Here is an 18,169-nt window from a genome sequence, read left to right on the forward strand (position 1 = left end):
AAATTTGTAAATTCATAATTTACAAATACATTATATAACGTAAATGATAAAAACGCAAAGGAAAATTATTATAATTGATATTAAAAAAAGTTTGCAACATATAGTATATAGAGAGAAAATATATACATAAATAAAATAATAAAATAGGATGTATAAGGGGGAGTTCGGATGGCAGGTTATTTTAACAATACTTTTCCTAAGATAAGGGAGGAAATGTTAAATTCAAATTTTTGGATAGAGAATTTAAATTTAAATCTAAATGAAATTGCAAGTTTGAATGAAATTTTAGAATTTAATAAGAAAAATATTGAATATGGATATATAAGAGATATTTTTAACACAAAAAATTACGATAAATATTATGTTGATAAAATAATAAAATCAATAAGCAAGAAACATGAAGAAAAAAGATATGTAAATGGACGGCAAATAGAAGAAGATTATTTTGAAAACTTAGAAGGAGATTTAAATTTAAGTAATGTAAAAAATATAATTCAATATGGTATGTGCATAAGAAGAACAATTATAAAATCATATCCTACAGAAGATAGGATATTTAAAAATTGTGATGACTACTCTTTAGATAGATTTATGGAATCAGCTATAAATGTTTGTGAACCATGTACTGTTTTACATGAAAGTTTAGATGAAAAATGGATATTTATAGAGACATATAATTGCATGGGATGGGTAAAAAAAGAATATGTTGCATTAGGAAAAAAAGATGAAATTGAAGATTATTGTAATTCAAAAGATTTTATAATAGTTACAGGTAAAAGAATTACAACAGGATATAATCCTTTGGAAAAGAGAGTATCACTAATATCCATTGATATGGGAGTAAAGATGAAACTTTTAAGGAATAAAGAAACTATTTATGACATGGATACTACCACTGGATATGTAGCTTTATTTCCAATTAAATCAGAACTAGATCAAAGTTTAGAGTTTAAGGAAATTGTTATTCCAAGAAGTGAAGATGTAAGTGTTGGATTCTTACCATATAATTCAAAAAATATTATAAAACAAGCATTTAAATGTTTAGGTGAGAGATATGGATGGGGTGGAGAATTCTTTGCTAGAGATTGTTCTAGTTTTGTTTTAGATGTACTAAAAACTATGGGAGTATATATACCGAGAAATACTGGAGAACAAGAGAATAGAAGTTTTGGTGAAGCTTTGAGTTTAGAAAATAGAGAATTTGAAGATAAGAAAAAAATACTTGATAGTGCTTTACCGTCATCTATATTATACATGAATGGACATGTAATGATTTATTTAGGAAAATATGAAAATGAGTATTATATAATACATGATACAGTAGGTTTTTATATATCTAGGATATGTGACAAAAAGGAAGGAGACTTAAAGTATATAAAAGCTAATGGTGTTACAATAAGTCCTATGAGTATAACTTATACAACGGATGGGGAAAACTATATAAGAAAAATAAAAACAATAAAGATATTTAAATAAAATTTCTAGAAAAGTAAAAATTCTTTTGATATAATAAACAAACAAAAGAGGATTTTAATTTTGAAAAAATGTACAAACATAGGAGAAAAAAATGATTGATACTATACATTCTATTGATAAAGCAATAATAGATTTTGTTCATAAAAAACTAAGTAATCCTATATTTAATTATACTATGCCAATGATAACTCATTTGGGTGATGGTGGTTTTATATGGGTTCTTATTTCGGGATTAATGCTTTTAAAATCTAAAGACAGAAAATTAGGAGTATTATGCTTGATTGCATTGGCTGTAAGTACATTTTTTACGGAAGGTGTAATAAAAAATATAGTAGAGAGAGTAAGACCTATAATAAGGTATCCTATAGAGAAACCTTTAATATCAATACCAAAATCTTATTCTTTTCCATCAGGACACACATCATCATCTTTTGCAGTAGCAACTATATTATTTGTAATGATGCCACATTTTAAGATTATACCTATAGTTTTGGCTGTATTAATTGGTTTTTCAAGAGTTTATTTGTATGTTCATTATCCTACAGATGTTTTTGTTGGTATGATTATAGGAATACTTAGTGCAGTTATGGTTTTAATTGGGTATAAGTACATGGTTATAACTTAATTATTTAGAATTTAAAACAGAGGGGTAAAAAGAGTTAATTAAATATGAATAGAGATAGAAACAGAAGTAGAAATATAAATAAAACTGTAAATAACAATATTAATAAAAGTACGAAAAAATTTTTTAGAATTGTTTATTATATATTAGCTTTAGTAAGTTTTTTAGTTATAACTCAAGCTGCAAGGAAAAACAACGTAGCAGTAGTTTTAGTGACAGCAGTTTGCTTTTTGCAAGCTACAAGACAACGAAAAAACTTCTTTTAAGCTTTATACGAAATATGAAAGTTAGTAGATAAAATTTTATTTACTAGCTTTTGTTTTTTTTATAAAGAAAGTATTAAGAATTGAATTATCATATTGACTCTTTGTTAAAATGAAAGATAGAATTAAATTATTGATGGAAATTTATTCAAAAAGGAGGGGATTATATGATAAAAGTTAAGAATTTGACTAAGACTTTTGGAAAAGTAGAAGCAGTAAAAAATATAAATTTTGAGGTAAATGAAGGAGAAATTGTTGGACTTTTAGGGGAAAATGGAGCAGGTAAAACTACAACTTTAAGAATGATTGCTACTATGCTAAAACCAACAGAAGGAACATGTAGTGTAAATGGTTATGATATTTTAAAGGAAAGCGCTAATGTGAGAGATGAAATTGGAATATTATTTGGTGGAGAAGTTGGTCTTTATGATAGACTAACTGCAAGAGAAAACATAAGGTACTTTGCTATGTTAAATGGACTTAGTAAAGAAGAAGCAGATAAGAACATCAATGATTTGTCAAAACTTTTAGATATGGAAGAATATATAGATAGGAAAGTCGGAAAGTTTTCACGTGGAATGAAGCAAAAAGTTGCAATTGCAAGGTCAATTGTGCATAATCCTTCTGTTATGTTATTTGATGAACCAACAATAGGATTAGATGTTACATCATCAAGAATAATTCAAAACTTTATATTAAAGTGCAAAAGAGAGAAAAAAGCTATAATATTTTCAAGTCACAGCATGAGTGAGGTAGAGAAAATATGCGATAGGATAATTATAATAAATAAAGGTGAAGTTGTTGAAAATAGCACAATTGAAAAATTGAAAGAAAAATATAATGATGATAACTTAGAAGATGTTTTTGTTGAATTAATAGGGGGTGATGTACTTGAACTTTAAAGAAATAGGATTAATTTTAAAAAAAGAATTGTCAGATTTATTTAGAGATAAGAAAACAATGATGACAAGTCTTTTAGTACCCTTAATAATATTTCCGTTAATGTTTTATTTTATGAATAGCGCAATTCAAAATATTGTTAAAAAAGAAGAATATAAGATAGCTGTAAATGATAAATCCAATAGTTCCATAATAGAGTTTTTAAACACAAAGGATGATTTAAATATATCAATAATGGAAAAGGAAAAAGCGGAGGAAAAAGTTAAGGAGGGAGAATATTTAGTATATATAAATATTCCAGATAAATTTGAGGAAAGTGTAAAAGATAATAAAGGTGTGGATATAGAAGTTATGTATGATAACTCAAGTCAAACATCTAATATGGCATATTCAAAAGTTAATCAATATATAATGGAGTTTTCAAAAGAGATAGTTGCAAAAAATTTAAATGCTAAAGGCATTGACTTGAGTATATTAACACCTATAAGTGTTAAAGAAAATAGTATTGTAGAAGATGAAAAAGGCGTAGGAATGATGATTATGTCCATGATTATACCACTTTTTATAGTACTATATTGTGTAACAGGACCTATGCCAGCGGCTATAGATTTAGGAGCTGGAGAGAAGGAGAGAGGAACACTAGAACCTTTATTAACTACGAAAGTTGGTAGAATGTCTATTCTTTATGGAAAATTATTTGCGGTAACTATAATGGGCATATTAACAGCTGCGGCTGCAATAATAGGACTTGTAATATCTATTAAAATAAATCCAGAGATGTTTGGTGGTGGAGATGGAGCTGGTGCCGTTGGGATGATGTTATCTGCAAAAAGTATAATTATAATATTTATATTTACAGTATTAACATCTATGATTTTTGGAGCGCTTCAGTTAGCTATAAGTATATATGCTAGGTCATTTAAAGAAGCACAAACATATACTACTCCACTAACAATTTTAGCTATTATACCAACGTTTTTAATGTATATGGTAGATATTAAAAATATAGATATGATTTATTTTCATATACCAATAGCAAATGTTATGGCTATATTAAAAGAGGTAACATTAGGTGTTATAAACATTCAACATATAATGATTGTATTTGGATGGTCTATTGTATATATAGCAATATCTATATTTGTAACAAGACATATGTTTAATAAAGAAAATGTAATATTTAGAACTTAAAGTTATTTTGCTCCCATGATTATGGGAGTTTTTTTTATTTAAGAATATATTTCTTGATTAAGAAAAAGAAGCAGTAAGGCAAAAAAAAGATACAAAATAATGATAAAATTGTAGCTTTATCAAAAAAAATGAGTAATTTCATAGTGAAATATTAGGGTGAAAACAAGTTAAACTTAGTAAAATCAAGGGCTGGGGCTTATTGTTAAAAAAATAACAATAAGATGGAGTGAAAAAGGATGAAAATGAAGGGTTGACATCAAAAGAAAAAAGATTTAGAATATTTTAAAATAAATGATTTAGCGATGATGAGAAGAGTAGCTGAATAAGCTTTTTTAAAGAGAACTCCGTAAGGTGAGAGGGAGTATTAAGTTGTTTAGTGAAAAAAGCCTCTGAGCTTCACACCGATCTTATGTTTAGTATATAGGGGAGACTGTGACGGGATATCCCGATATAGGTATAGAGTATAAACATTATTAAATGTCGTACTTGAAGAGGTCCCCATGGTGACATGAGGGATAAACTGGGGTGGTACCACGAAATGTAGCTTTCGTCCTCAAGATTAAATATCTTGGAGGTGAAGGTTTTTTTTATTGCGTTAAAAGGCATATTTAAAAATTAAAATGAAAAGGTGGTATTAAATTATGTTTGAAAAATATATAGAGATGGAAAATTTAAAAGAAATAATGGCTGATGCTAATGAATATGTAGTGGAGAGGATTAAAAAGCTAGAAAAATTAGAAGAGTTGGGTGTGAATCCATATCCATATAGTTTTAAGGCTACAACTCACACAAAATATATAATAGATAACTTCAGTAATATCAAAGAAGATGAACTTTTTACTTTAGCTGGAAGAGTCATGCTTATAAGAAGAATGGGAAATGCAACATTTTTAGATTTATGTGATCAATATGGAAATATACAGGTATTTATAAGCAAAAAAGTTGTAGGAAAAGAACAATATGATTTATTAAAATTAATTGATGTAGGAGATATTGTTGGTATAGATGGTTCAGCTTTTAAAACAAAAACTGAAGAAATAACTATAAGGTGTGGTGAATTAAATATTTTATCAAAATCTATAAGAACATTACCTGAAAAACATCATGGAATAAAAGATGCAGAGCTAAGGCAAAGACATCGTTCATTAGATATGATAATGAATCCAGAAGTTAAAGAAAGATTTATAAATAGAGCAAAAGCAATGGCTACAATAAGAGAGTTTATGAATAATAGAGATTTTATAGAAGCTGAAATACCTATACTCGATACTAAGTATGGTGGTGGAGAAGCAAAACCGTTTAAAACATTTGTAAATGCATTGGATTGTGAAGTGTTTATGAATGTTTCACCTGAATTATATTTAAAAAGACTTATGGTAGGTGGTATAGAAAGAGTGTATACTATAGGTAGGTCATTTAGAAATGAAGGTATAGATAGAACGCATTATCCTGAATTTACTTTATTTGAATGCTATATGGCATATGCAGACTATAATGATATGATGAAACTTATGGAGGAGCTTTATGAGTATGTTTTTACAAAAATAAATGGTTCAACAAAAATTGTGTATGATGGCATAGAAATAGACTTTAAAGCACCATGGAAAAGAGAAAGAATGTGTGATTTGGTTAAAGTAGAAACAGGAATAGATGTAGAATTTATAAAAAAGGAAGAGATATTAGAACAAATAAAAGTAAAAGAATTAAATATTGAATGTGATGATGAATTTAATTTAGAGGATTGTACTAAAGGAGAATTAATATTAAAGCTTTTTGAGACTTATTGTGAAAAGAAATTGATGAATCCTACATTTGTAATTGATTTTCCTATAGAGTCTTCTCCGCTTTGTAAAGTTCATAGAAAAAATGGTGAATTAATTGAAAGATTTGAACCTTATGCTTATGGGGTAGAACTTGGAAATGCTTATTCCGAATTGAATGAGCCTTTAAGACAAAGAGTTCTTTTGAGTGAACAAGCGGCTAAATTAAGAGCAGGACTTGAAACAGCAAGTCCAATGGACGAAGAGTTTGCAGTAGCAATAGATACAGGAATGCCACCAGCAGGGGGACTTGGAATAGGCATTGATAGAATGATTATGTTTTTAACAAATGCTTACTCAATAAAAGATGTCATATCATTTCCTCTTATAAAAAGATAATAAATAACAAGTATAAAAAATAGATATTAACTCATAATAAATATGAATTTATTATGAGGAGGTAAGATTAAATGCCAAAATTAGGTTGTTCAGCAGAAAATTGTGCAAATAATAATCAAAATTATTGTTGTATAAGTAATATAAAGGTAGCTGGAAAAGAGGCTATTGAGTCAAGTTCTACATGTTGTCATAGTTTTGTAGAAAAAAATGATTCATTTACTAATTGTACAACAGAGCCTAATCCAAATGTTGATGTAGCATGTAAAGCAACTAATTGTGTTCACAATGCAAATTGTAGATGTGGTGCTGAAAGTATAGACATACAAGGCCAATCAGCTTGTAATTGCAACGAAACTGAATGTTCAACATTTTGCTGTAAGTAAATATAATATAAAAAGTCAAAATCTATTATAGTGGATTTTGACTTTTTATTTTAATTATCTGATTTAAATAAAAAGTCATAGGAATATGTATAGGAAATTCAAATAGAAATTAACTGAACATTTAGAAAAACCAATAAAAGAATTAAATGTAATATATTGAAATAAAAATAGTTAAGGAGTATAATTATAAATGTTCTTAGGGCTCATTGGTCAAGCGGTTAAGACACCACCCTCTCACGGTGGTAACAGGGGTTCGATTCCCCTATGAGTCACCAAAGCTATTAACAAGTTTTGTTAATAGCTTTTTTCTATATATGATAAGTTTTCTGTTTAAATAAAACTCTTTTGTCAATATTTATAAATAAGTATAAATATAAAAAAGGAGCGATTGTTTTGTCACGTCAAGCAAGAGTAACAGATTTAAATGGAATATATCACATAGTAATCCATGAATCAAAATCAAAACCATTATTTCCATCAGAATTAGATAAAGAAATGATGATGGAAAAAATAAGAGAAAGTCAAATAAAATATCAATTTAAAATCTATGCATATTGTTTAATGGACACCCATGCACACTTCATAATAGACTCAAATGGCGAAGAAATTAGTACAATAATGAAAAGTATAGGACTTAGGTATGTAAAATACTATAACCCTAAATATGACACAAACGGATCACTACTAAAAGAAAGATTTTTTAGTGAACTAATAAACACTGATGAATACTTACTAAAAGCATCACTATACATACATGCTAACCCAAAAGATATATTTGGCTATAGTGAAATGCCTGAAACATACAGATTTTCAAGCATGCGTTGTTACCTCGGAAATGAAGATGAATTTGGAATATTAGACACAGACTTCATACTAAGCATATTATCAATAAACTCAAGATATGCAGTGGAATCATATGTAAAACTATTCAAACACACATTAATACAAAAAGTATCACACTTTAAAGAACTCGACCTATCAACCACACTAACAATCAACAACAGAAAAATAGAAATAAAAATAAACGATAAGAAATTTGGAATAACAAGAAAAATACTAAAAAGAAACTTTGATGTAGAGCAAATAATAGACTTCGTAGAAAAAGAAACAGGAATAACAAGAAGTTCATTCCTAACCAAAGCAGATCATGGAGTAAAAACACCAAAAGCACTATTCATACTACTAACAGGAATATACACAGAAAAAACAACATATGAAATTGGACACATATTAGAAGACATGTCCATAGAAGAAGTAAATGCCCTAAGCAACGAAGGCATTCACTTAGTACTACATGAAGATAAATACAAAAACATAATTGAAAAATTTTATAGTGAAAACAAATAACAAAAAATTTTTGATAAAATCACTATGATATAAATTTTTATATGGGAAGTGGACAAGCAATTAAAAAACTCAATATTATGTATAAAATTAGTCTAAAAACCATGATTATATCTAAAATAATTAATTAAAACTATCAATAAAAGTGACGGTCATCAATAAGTAGTGACAAAACAATTGACAGTCATAAAATAAAATTGAAAAAGTATAGAATAAATATGACTGTCACCTTTATAAGGGGATTTGAGTGAAAGTAAAGTTATTTTTAAATGTATGCTTTGGTGTGGTATAATTATATTTTATGATATGAGCGTATTAAAAAAGATAAGAATAAACAAATTGCGTATTAGAGAGCAAAATATTAAAATGAGTTACTTACGAAGGAGAAAAATGTTATTTGAAAATTTAAATATAATAGAACCAATAAAAAGGGCATTGGAAGATGCAGGTTATAAGGAACCTACATTGATACAAGAAAAGTCTATTCCAATAGGTTTAAAAGGATTAGATTTATTAGGTTGTGCACAAACAGGAACAGGTAAGACGGCAGCATTTGCAATTCCTGTGTTACAGAACATAATTAATGAAACACAAGAAAAAGATACAAATAAGAAGAGTATAAAGGCATTAATATTAGCACCTACTAGAGAATTAGCTATACAAATTGGAGAAAGTTTTGAGATGTATAGTAAATACACGAATGTGAAGAGTGCAGTGATTTTTGGGGGGGTATCTCAGAATCCACAAGTAAAAGTATTAAAAGAAGGTGTTGATATATTAATTGCAACACCAGGAAGACTTATAGATTTAATTAATCAAAAATTTATTAAGTTGGATAACGTAAAACACTTTGTTCTTGATGAAGCTGATCGTATGCTTGATATGGGAATGATACATGATGTAAAAAGAATAATAACTAAGATGCCAAATAAAAGACAAAACATGTTATTTTCAGCAACTATGCCAAAGGAAATAAGAAATTTAGTAGAGTCTATTTTAAAGGATCCAGTTAAAGTTGAAGTTGCTCCAGTTTCATCTACAGTAGATACTATTTCACAAGGTGTATATTTTGTAGCAAAAAAAGATAAGAAAAATTTATTAATTGATATACTTAAGGATGAGTCAATAAAATCACTTTTGGTATTTTCAAGAACAAAATATGGAGCTAATAATATAACAAAACAACTTGCAAAGGCTGGTATTGAAGCATTAGCTATACATGGTAATAAGTCTCAAAATGCTAGACAAATTGCATTAAATAGTTTTAAAGATGGAAGTATAAGAGTGTTAGTTGCAACGGATATAGCTGCTAGAGGAATTGATGTTGAAGATTTATCATATGTAATAAATTATGACTTACCAGAAGTGCCAGAAACTTATGTTCATAGAATTGGACGTACTGGAAGAGCTGGACATAATGGTGCTGCATTTTCATTTTGTGATTCTGAAGAAAGAAAGTACCTTAGAGATATTGAGAAGGTTATAAAACAATCAATACCAGTTATAGAGTCGCATAAATACACAGAGGAATTACCTAAAGAAGTTAGAGAAATTCCAAAAGTAGAAAGAAATAAATCAGAAAGAAGTCACAATAATAATAGTAAAAATAACAAGAGTAACAAAAATGGACGAATTGGAAGAAACAATTGGTCACATAAAAGAAAATCAAAAAATAAATCCAATAATTAAAATAATTATATAAATAAAATATAGCAAATTTCTAGTTATAGAGAATTGCTATATTTTTTTAATTATTATTTGAAACCAAATTTCAACCTTTACAAATTAATGGAATGTATTTAATTAGGTTATCTAAGTATATTAAAAAAGAAGAAATGACAATAGTTTTAGTTAAGAAAAAATAAATTTGTTTGTTGAAATGAATAATTAGTGTTTTTAAGCATGAAAAAAGATTCTATATAAATTATAGAATCTTTTTTTGGTTGCGGGAGCAGGACTTGAACCTACGACCTTCGGGTTATGAGCCCGACGAGCTACCAACTGCTCCACCCCGCGATATTAAATTCTTAAGGGATTTCCTTAAGCTATGTTGTAAGTATAGTCGTATTATATATATAAGTCAATGGTATTTAGAAAAATAAAATTATATTTATTTTTTAAAAAGATAATTTGTAAATATTAGGGAAATATATAGGCGTATATAACTGTTAAAAAACTATTTTCTTAAACCAACTTTTAGATATTCTAACTTTATTGGGCATTTTAGCATCATGTCCAATACACTGAATTTAGTAAGATAAGACTATAAACTTTAATTGTGAAAGAAAATGTAACAGTAATAAAAGTAAGAAGTTAGAATTGATTTATGCAGCATGAGATTTCAAAATATAATTAGAATTTTTTAAATTTATAAATTTGTGCACATTTTCAGAAAAATTATCCACAGTATTTATGATAAATATAACTTTTATATAAATACTGTGGATAATTTTTGGGGATTTATTAGATTATGTAGATAATAAATATGGTTATGTAATTTAATAATATAATGTATAATTCAAAGTGTAATGTTTAAAATAAAAAAATGAGTACAGTTTATAAGGACGTGAAAAAATGGCTAAGAAGAATAGTATAAATAATGATTTTTTAAAATCAGTTAGGAATAATCTGTCACCCAAAGTATATGATTTAGTATTGAAACTTGTTAATGAGAATAGAGAAGATATGGCTAAAATAGTGCTAAAAGTAGATTATCTTTTAGAATATACTAGTAATTGTATTAAAGCAAGAGATTATGATGAAGCAAGAGAAACTTTAGACGGTGCTAGAAAAAGAATCGACATGTTAAAAAATGAGGGTGAAGATGTTTCGTATCTAGAGTATTTATATGAAGGTATAAATAAAAAGTGTAAATAAAAAGTGTAAATAAAAAGTGTAAATTAAAGTCCAGTGACACATGTTACTGGACTTTAATTTTACGATATATTAAGTAAAAACTCTTATTTTTTATTTTCTTTTTTTAATTCTTTTGCTGCTTTTTGAAGTCCTTTAGATTGATATAAAATGCCTTCTACTTTATGATTTTCATCATTTTCTTTATAAACTACTGATATAAGAACATTATTTTCTTTTGCAAAATTTGCTTTATATAATGCACGAACATATCCATCTTTAGTTTCACCTTTAAAGAATTCATGAGATTTGTAAGCACCAAGAGTATTGGAAATTAAAGTTGCTTGCTCATCAAAAGTTTCCTTAGAAAAGGTCTTTTTCATTTCATCGCTAAAGTAGGATTCTATTTTGTTATAATCTTTTTTATCCATAGCAGTTATAACCTTACTAGCTATGTCATTAGAATAGTTTTGTAATGCTTCTGTATCCACTTTTTCTCCACAAGCAGTAAGTGAAAGTGTTATTAAAAAAGTAGAAAGAATAATTATAGATTTTTTAATAAATTTCATTATATACACCTCTAATTTCTATTAAAATATTATATAAATTAATATTTTATATTATTTAACAAATTTATATTAGCTATTATAAGATTAATACAAGTGTTTTTATTATGGTCAAATTTACTAATATATATAAATAAATATAATTTGAATTAGAAAAATTAGACTATTTAATTTATTATAACAAAATTTAATAAATATTACCTTAATAAAATTGGAACATAATTCAATAAAGACAGTTAAGATATTCAAATTAAGAGGAAATTAATAAAAGTTATGGATAATTGAATATATAACTGGTGTTAGGTATAATTTAGGAGAGAATTATAAATATTTTTATGGATAAAAGGTGGAAATATGAATTTAGAAGAGTTGTTATATAAAGCTAAAGATATTATGAGTAAAAATGTTGTAAAGGTTTTTACTCATGATAATGTTAAGTACGTTTGTAATTTAATGGTGAAAAACAATTTGGATGAAACAATAGTTATAAATGAAGTTAATAAATTAGAAGGAATTTTTACACGTAATGATTTAGCAGAGGTAGAAAGAATTTTTGCAAAAAAAGGAGATAAGTCTATATTCAATGAAAAGATTATAAATTATTGCACTAAAGATGTAATAACAGTAAGTCCTAATGATTATGCAAGAGATATTCGGGATATGATGCTTGAAAAAGAAATAGGACGTGTACCAGTTGTAGAAGATAATAAGGTAATTGGTGTATTAACAAGCAATAATTTAAGAGATAGTTTTTATTTAAAAATAGATGAAATGTTTACTTTGCAGAATAATATTTTAAGCAATATTCATGAAGCCATTTGTATATGTGACACAAAGGGTAAGGTTATGTATTGGAATAAAAGTGCAGAGAAGTTATATGGTTTAAAGGCGGAAGATATAGTTGGGGAAAGTGTTAGAAAGCATTTTAACAACCCAATTATACCTAAAGTTTTAAAAGAAGGTAAAGCTATTGAAAATATTGAACACCAGCCTATGAGGGGGAAGTCAGTAATTTTAAGTGTTGTACCTATATTTAATAATCAAAATGAAATGATTGCTGTAGTGTCAACAGATAGAGATGTTACCGAAGTGGTTTCATTGTCTGAAAAATTAGAAAATGCAAATGCAAAAGTTGAGGCATTAAGTAAGGCTTATAGTAAGGAGTTTTCTAATAATTATACTTTTTCATATATAGTTGGGAAAAGCAAAAAAATAATGGATTCTATATTATTAGCGCAAAAAGTTGCACCAAGTACAGCATCGGTTTTAATAACTGGTGAAAGTGGGACAGGCAAAGAAGTTTTTGCAAAATCCATACATGAGGCTAGTGGAAGGAGCGGGCAATTTGTTGCTGTAAATTGTAGTGCTATTCCAGAAAATTTATTAGAAAGTGAATTGTTTGGGTATGTAGAAGGTGCATTCACGGGTGCTGTGAAAAAAGGAAAAATGGGTATGTTTGAATTTGCAAATAATGGTACATTATTTTTAGATGAGATAGGAGAAATGCCTATAGGGATGCAAAGTAAGTTATTAAGAGTGCTACAAGACGGTGTTATTCATAGATTGGGAAGTGAAAAAATTATTCATACCAATACAAGAATTATAGCGGCAACTAATAAAGATTTAAAAAAAGCAATAAAAAATAATGAATTTAGAAGTGATTTGTTTTATAGATTAGCAATTGTTCAAATTGAATTACCTTCACTAAGAGAAAGGAAAGATGATATTAAAGAATTTATAGATATTTTTATAAATCAAAGTTCGAAAAAAGAAAATATAGAAATAAGTTCAATAGATGAAGAGATATATAATATATTGTGTAATTATAAATGGGAAGGTAATATAAGAGAATTAAAAAATGTTGTTCAAAGAATGGTAGTGTTATCAAATAATAAAAGGGTAACAGTAAATAGTATACCAGAATATATATTAGAATATTTTTATGGTAGATCTAAAGAAGATACAGTTATAGATTATTATAACTTGGATGAAAGAGTTAAGGCTTTAGAAATGGAACTTATTAGAGATGTCATGGAAAGTACTAATGGAAATAAAGCAAAAGCTGCTGAAATTTTAAGAATAAAAAGAAGCACATTATATTATAAGTTAAGCCAATATGATTTATAAATAAAAATATCCTGTTTTGGGGTGTGCAAGTTGTTGATAAAAAACTCGTATACCTTAATAGTAGAATGTACTCAAGAATGTTTTACTATAGTTTACAGGATATTTTTTATTTGTAAATTTAATAGAATGGAGCTTAATGATAAAAGTGTCAAAAAAATAACAGATATGTCAAAAAAATAACATATACATAAAATGACAGTATATCAATTGAAAAATAGAAAGTATATACATGAGAAGAAGAAAAAGTGACTAAATTTTGACATTTATTTAAATATGTATTTGAATAAATAGAAGTTTTAAAATTTACAAAAGTGTTAATTTTGTTGCATCAAAGTAAACGTTTCAATAAAATTTAACAAGGTTGGCACAGTAGTTGCTTATATATTATTTATAGAAAGTTATTAAAACTTTAATGTTAATAATATATAAATTTATGAGTTGTTATATCAATACTCAAGGGGGAGAAAAAATGACTACTATGGTTAAATTTCCTTTAAAAATGCACATAGGAGCTAATTGTGAACCTATTGTTAAATTAGGACAGTTAGTTAAAAGAGGAGAATGTATTGCAGCTCCTAATAAGGGTCTAGGTGCTAAGATACATACAAGCATTAATGGAGAAATAAAAGAGATAAATGAGAATGAAATAGTAATCTTAAAGGGTGAAAATCAAAGCACTGATTATGTAAAGATAAAAGAATGTAATAGCATCAAAGAATATGTGTTTGAAGCTGGAATTGTTGGAGCTGGTGGAGCTGGATTTCCAACTCATGTTAAGTTAAATGCAGAAATTTCAGAGGGTTGTATAATAGCAAATTGTGCAGAATGTGAACCGCTTTTAAAACACAATATAAAACTTTTAGAGGAAAATCCTCAAGAAGTAATAAAAGGAATAAAATATGCAATGGAAGCAACTAAAGCACCAAAGGCATATATAGGAATAAAATCTAAAAATAAAGATGCAATAGAATCAATAAAAAAAGCATTAGTAAATGAAGAAAATATAGAAATAAAAGAGCTTAAAGATATATATCCAATGGGAGAGGAAAGAGCATTAATACATTCAGTATTAGGTGTATGGTTAGAGCCAACACAGCTTCCATTAGAAGCAGGTGCTGTAGTTTTAAATACAGAAACACTTGCAAATATAAAAAGAGCAGTTGAAGATAGAAAACCAGTTATAGATAAAGATATAACTATAGCAGGAAAATTAAAAGATACAGAAAGTAGAATATTTTTCAATGTTCCTATTGGAACAAAGATTGAAGAACTTGTAAATGAATGTGGTGGAATTGATGGAGAATATGGCGAATTAGTTATTGGTGGACCTTACACTGGAAAATCAGCAAAACTTGAAGAAGCTATAGTAACAAAGATTTCTGGAGGAGCAATAGCAACAATAGAGTTCCCAGAGTTTAAGGGAAATGTAGGTCTTTTAGTTTGTGCATGTGGTGCAAATGAAGATAGACTTAGAGATATTGCTTCAAAAATGCATTCAAATGTAGTTTCTGTAATGGATTGTAAGAACATAGTTAAAATAAAAGGTGCTAATAAATGCAAAACTCCTGGAGATTGTCCAGGACAAGCAGCCGTAGTAATGCAATTTAAAAAGGATGGAGCAGAAAGAATAATAATATCAAATTGTAGTGATTGTTCTAATACTGTTATGAATTCTGCACCAAAATTAGGGTTACCAGTTTATCATCATACAGATCATGTATTTAGAACTGTTAATCATGAATTAACAAGAAGGTTAGAGATAGAATAAAAAAAATAATGTGCTAAATAAAGCTTTATAAAGATATGGGTTCAAGTTTAAAAATTAAATTACTCTTATTTCAGTTGAGAAAGAGAAATTTTAAATATAGTACCAAAATTAACAATTAACCATGAAAACTATGGTTAGTAAGAATATTATAATGGGGAATTTATTCTCCAAAATAAACTTTTTATGGATAAATATTATATTAATTTTATTTGGAGTACAAATAAAACATTGTAGCGGGGATTTCAATCCACGGTGATATTCATCATCATTATTAATTCATCATTGTTAATTGATTCCAAACATGATAATAAAATAAGCTGTAAGATTAGTAGTATCAATTGATAAATTTATTATTTTAAATTTCAACTTGTAACCCTATAGATTTAGATAACATGTATATAGTAGGAGGAAGAATTATGTCAATGAGCAAAGAACATGCAGAAGCTTTAAAAAATGAAGCGGCTGTTGTATGTTGTAGAACAGAAGCTGGAACTATAATTTCAGCAGATAACCTGGAAGATCCAGATATATTCCCAGATATGGTTGATTCAGGATTGTTAAATATTCCAAGCAATAATTTAAAAGTTGGAGAAGTTATAGGTGCAAAACTTTTAAAAACTATAGATTCATTAACTCCAATAACACCTGATTTAGTAGAAGGTGCTAAAAAAATTGAAGGATCAGTAGAAGAAAAAGAAGTTTCAATAGATGAAAATGCTAAGGCTGTTTTAAAATTAAATAAAAAAGCTGGAGACACTATAAAATTAAGTGATTTAGAAAACCCTATGTACTTTGGACAATTAGAAGATTCATTACTTATAAAATTAGATGATAGTGTATTAACAGTGAAAGAAGCTATAGGAAAAGTTTTAAAAGTAGATACTCCAGCATTAAGTACAGTATGTAAAAATATAGTTGAAGGTTATGAAGAAGAATGTTCTGCAGAACAAACAATAGTTTCTTCTGTAAGCAATGGAGTATTAAAAATAAAAATTGCTGAAGGAAAAGGTATTGATATAGAAGTTCCTCTAATGGCTGGAACAGTATCAAATTCAGTAGCAAAAGAAGTAATAAAAGAAGAAAAAATTAATGATTTAAAAGTTGAAAATAAAGAAGAAAAGAAAGCTGTATTAGAGCCTAGAGCTGTAAGAAGCTTAACTAAGAAACATTTTAAAATAGAGAAAGTTGAATTTGGAAAAGAAACTAAAATAGATGGAACAACATTATATATAAGAGAAAATATATGTGATGATGCAGTAAATGAAAGCGATTTAGTTAAATCAATAAAAATTGAAATAATAACACCAGATAAGTATCATACATATTCAGAAACAATTATGGACGTTCAACCAATAGCAACTAAAGAAGGAGAAGCTAAGGTAGGTAATGGAGTAACTAGAACTTTAGATGGAGTAATAGTTATGGTTACAGGAACAGATGTTGATGGAGTTCAAATTGGTGAATTTGGTTCTTCAGAGGGAATCTTAGATGAAAATATTCTTTGGAACAGACCAGGTGCTCCAGACAAAGGAGATATATTTATAAAATCAGAAGTTGTTATAGCTAGAGGAATGAACATGGAAAGACCAGGTCCATTAGCTGCACATAGAGCAACTGATTTTATAACACAAGAAATAAGAAATGCACTAAAAGTTGCAGACGAAATCTTAGTTGTAGATACAGAAGAGTTAGTTGAATATAGAAGACCAGGTAAGAAAAAAGTTGTTATTGTTAAAGAAATAATGGGACAAGGTGCAATGCATGATAACTTAATATTACCACAAGAACCAGTAGGTGTTTTAGGGGGAAAACCAAATGTTGACCTTGGAAACGTTCCAGTTATGTTATCTCCACTTGAAGTTTTAGATGGTGGTATTCACGCATTAACTTGTATAGGACCTGCATCTAAAGAGTGTTCAAGACACTACTGGAGAGAACCACTTGTAACAGAAGCTATGAATGATGAAAATATAGATTTAGCAGGAGTTATTTTTGTTGGGTCACCACAAATAAATGCTGAAAAATTCTATGTTTCTGAAAGACTTGGAATGATCGTTGAATTTATGGATGTAGATGGTGCAGTAGTTACAACAGAAGGTTTTGGTAATAACCACATAGATTTTGCATCACATATTGAACAAATTGGTATGAGAGATGTTCCATGCGTTGGTATGTCATTCTGTGCAGTTCAAGGAGCTCTAGTTGTTGGAAATAAATACATGAAATACATGGTTGATAACAACAAATCAGAAGCTGGAATTGAAAATGAAGTTTTAGGATGTAATACTTTATGTAAAGAAGATGCATTAAGAGCTTTAGGAATGCTTAAATCAGCAATGCATGGAGAAGAAGTTAAAAAAGCAGAAAGAAAATGGAATCCAAATGTTAAAGCAAATAATTTAGAAGAAATAGAAAAAAGCTGTGATATAAAAATAGATAGAGCTTTAAATGAGACTTCAATACCAATGAGTCAAAAAAGATTAGAAAAATATTCTACAAAATAATATTTAAATCTAT

At 27.7% G+C, this 18,169-nt stretch carries 14 protein-coding genes and 2 tRNA genes; 14 read left to right on the top strand and 2 right to left on the bottom strand.

From position 1 onward, the window contains the following. Positions 1-168: 168 nt before the first annotated feature. The 10 genes from AC07E4_RS05180 (at position 169) to AC07E4_RS05225 (ending at position 10,027) form a co-directional block, all read left to right on the top strand. Complete coding sequence (locus AC07E4_RS05180; RefSeq protein WP_478215876.1) at positions 169-1,476, top strand: SH3 domain-containing protein; 1,308 nt, start codon at positions 169-171, stop codon at positions 1,474-1,476. 91 nt (positions 1,477-1,567) lie between these two features. Next, a complete protein-coding gene (locus AC07E4_RS05185) occupies positions 1,568-2,101 on the top strand; it encodes a phosphatase PAP2 family protein (RefSeq protein WP_051540002.1) in 534 nt (177 codons plus the stop codon). A gap of 44 nt (positions 2,102-2,145) precedes the next feature. Continuing rightward, positions 2,146-2,364, top strand: a complete 219-nt coding sequence (locus tag AC07E4_RS05190) for a hypothetical protein (protein WP_034439738.1) — start codon at positions 2,146-2,148, stop codon at positions 2,362-2,364. 164 nt (positions 2,365-2,528) lie between these two features. Then, positions 2,529-3,263: an ABC transporter ATP-binding protein gene (locus AC07E4_RS05195; protein WP_430829037.1), complete on the top strand. Its 735-nt coding sequence runs from the start codon at positions 2,529-2,531 to the stop codon at positions 3,261-3,263. After that, positions 3,247-4,452, top strand: coding sequence for an ABC transporter permease (locus AC07E4_RS05200; protein ID WP_478215877.1), 1,206 nt, complete (start codon positions 3,247-3,249; stop codon positions 4,450-4,452). The genes AC07E4_RS05195 and AC07E4_RS05200 overlap by 17 nt, the downstream gene beginning before the upstream one ends. Before the next feature lie 641 nt (positions 4,453-5,093). After that, positions 5,094-6,611 (top strand): lysine--tRNA ligase, encoded by a 1,518-nt coding sequence (gene lysS, locus AC07E4_RS05205; RefSeq protein ID WP_034439745.1) that lies wholly within the window; start codon positions 5,094-5,096, stop codon positions 6,609-6,611. A gap of 71 nt (positions 6,612-6,682) precedes the next feature. Continuing rightward, positions 6,683-6,994, top strand: a complete 312-nt coding sequence (locus AC07E4_RS05210) for a DUF1540 domain-containing protein (protein WP_478215878.1) — start codon at positions 6,683-6,685, stop codon at positions 6,992-6,994. Between the two features lie 200 nt (positions 6,995-7,194). Beyond that, a tRNA-Glu gene (locus tag AC07E4_RS05215) sits at positions 7,195-7,269 on the top strand. Positions 7,270-7,387: 118 nt separating this feature from the next. Then, a complete protein-coding gene (locus AC07E4_RS05220) occupies positions 7,388-8,341 on the top strand; it encodes a transposase (RefSeq protein WP_478215879.1) in 954 nt (317 codons plus the stop codon). 387 nt (positions 8,342-8,728) lie between these two features. Beyond that, positions 8,729-10,027 (top strand): DEAD/DEAH box helicase, encoded by a 1,299-nt coding sequence (locus AC07E4_RS05225; protein ID WP_478216030.1) that lies wholly within the window; start codon positions 8,729-8,731, stop codon positions 10,025-10,027. Positions 10,028-10,278: 251 nt separating this feature from the next. On the opposite strand, the gene AC07E4_RS05230 is transcribed toward AC07E4_RS05225, so the two are convergent. Then, positions 10,279-10,354: transfer RNA gene (locus tag AC07E4_RS05230), tRNA-Met, on the bottom strand. 558 nt (positions 10,355-10,912) lie between these two features. On the opposite strand from AC07E4_RS05230, the gene AC07E4_RS05235 reads away from it, so the two are divergent. After that, positions 10,913-11,215: a hypothetical protein gene (locus AC07E4_RS05235; RefSeq protein ID WP_040330659.1), complete on the top strand. Its 303-nt coding sequence runs from the start codon at positions 10,913-10,915 to the stop codon at positions 11,213-11,215. 83 nt (positions 11,216-11,298) lie between these two features. Here AC07E4_RS05235 and AC07E4_RS05240 read toward each other — a convergent pair whose 3' ends face one another. Continuing rightward, complete coding sequence (locus tag AC07E4_RS05240) at positions 11,299-11,760, bottom strand: DUF3887 domain-containing protein (protein WP_430829032.1); 462 nt, start codon at positions 11,758-11,760, stop codon at positions 11,299-11,301. A gap of 351 nt (positions 11,761-12,111) precedes the next feature. Between AC07E4_RS05240 and AC07E4_RS05245 the strand changes: the two genes are divergently transcribed. From AC07E4_RS05245 to prdA, 3 genes are all read left to right on the top strand, one after another. Continuing rightward, on the top strand, positions 12,112-13,884 hold the full coding sequence (locus AC07E4_RS05245) for a histidine kinase N-terminal domain-containing protein (protein WP_478215880.1): 1,773 nt from the start codon (positions 12,112-12,114) through the stop codon (positions 13,882-13,884). A 469-nt stretch (positions 13,885-14,353) separates the two neighbouring features. After that, positions 14,354-15,652, top strand: a complete 1,299-nt coding sequence (gene prdC, locus AC07E4_RS05250; protein ID WP_478215881.1) for a proline reductase-associated electron transfer protein PrdC — start codon at positions 14,354-14,356, stop codon at positions 15,650-15,652. 416 nt (positions 15,653-16,068) lie between these two features. Beyond that, on the top strand, positions 16,069-18,156 hold the full coding sequence (gene prdA / locus AC07E4_RS05255; protein ID WP_478215882.1) for a D-proline reductase (dithiol) proprotein PrdA: 2,088 nt from the start codon (positions 16,069-16,071) through the stop codon (positions 18,154-18,156). Positions 18,157-18,169: the final 13 nt, after the last annotated feature.

Source organism: Clostridium amazonense, from assembly GCF_056431285.1.

Excerpts from the sequence above, each read along its gene's own strand:
- AC07E4_RS05245 (WP_478215880.1), top strand. The coding sequence starts at position 12,112 with ATGAATTTAGAAGAGTTGTTATATAAAGCTAAAGATATTATGAGTAAA.
- AC07E4_RS05225 (WP_478216030.1), top strand. The coding sequence starts at position 8,729 with ATGTTATTTGAAAATTTAAATATAATAGAACCAATAAAAAGGGCATTG.
- AC07E4_RS05200 (WP_478215877.1), top strand. The coding sequence starts at position 3,247 with ATGTACTTGAACTTTAAAGAAATAGGATTAATTTTAAAAAAAGAATTG.
- AC07E4_RS05180 (WP_478215876.1), top strand. The coding sequence starts at position 169 with ATGGCAGGTTATTTTAACAATACTTTTCCTAAGATAAGGGAGGAAATG.
- AC07E4_RS05240 (WP_430829032.1), bottom strand. The coding sequence starts at position 11,760 with ATGAAATTTATTAAAAAATCTATAATTATTCTTTCTACTTTTTTAATA.
- AC07E4_RS05195 (WP_430829037.1), top strand. The coding sequence starts at position 2,529 with ATGATAAAAGTTAAGAATTTGACTAAGACTTTTGGAAAAGTAGAAGCA.
- AC07E4_RS05190 (WP_034439738.1), top strand. The coding sequence starts at position 2,146 with ATGAATAGAGATAGAAACAGAAGTAGAAATATAAATAAAACTGTAAAT.
- AC07E4_RS05235 (WP_040330659.1), top strand. The coding sequence starts at position 10,913 with ATGGCTAAGAAGAATAGTATAAATAATGATTTTTTAAAATCAGTTAGG.
- lysS (WP_034439745.1), top strand. The coding sequence starts at position 5,094 with ATGTTTGAAAAATATATAGAGATGGAAAATTTAAAAGAAATAATGGCT.
- AC07E4_RS05210 (WP_478215878.1), top strand. The coding sequence starts at position 6,683 with ATGCCAAAATTAGGTTGTTCAGCAGAAAATTGTGCAAATAATAATCAA.
- AC07E4_RS05185 (WP_051540002.1), top strand. The coding sequence starts at position 1,568 with ATGATTGATACTATACATTCTATTGATAAAGCAATAATAGATTTTGTT.
- prdA (WP_478215882.1), top strand. The coding sequence starts at position 16,069 with ATGTCAATGAGCAAAGAACATGCAGAAGCTTTAAAAAATGAAGCGGCT.
- prdC (WP_478215881.1), top strand. The coding sequence starts at position 14,354 with ATGACTACTATGGTTAAATTTCCTTTAAAAATGCACATAGGAGCTAAT.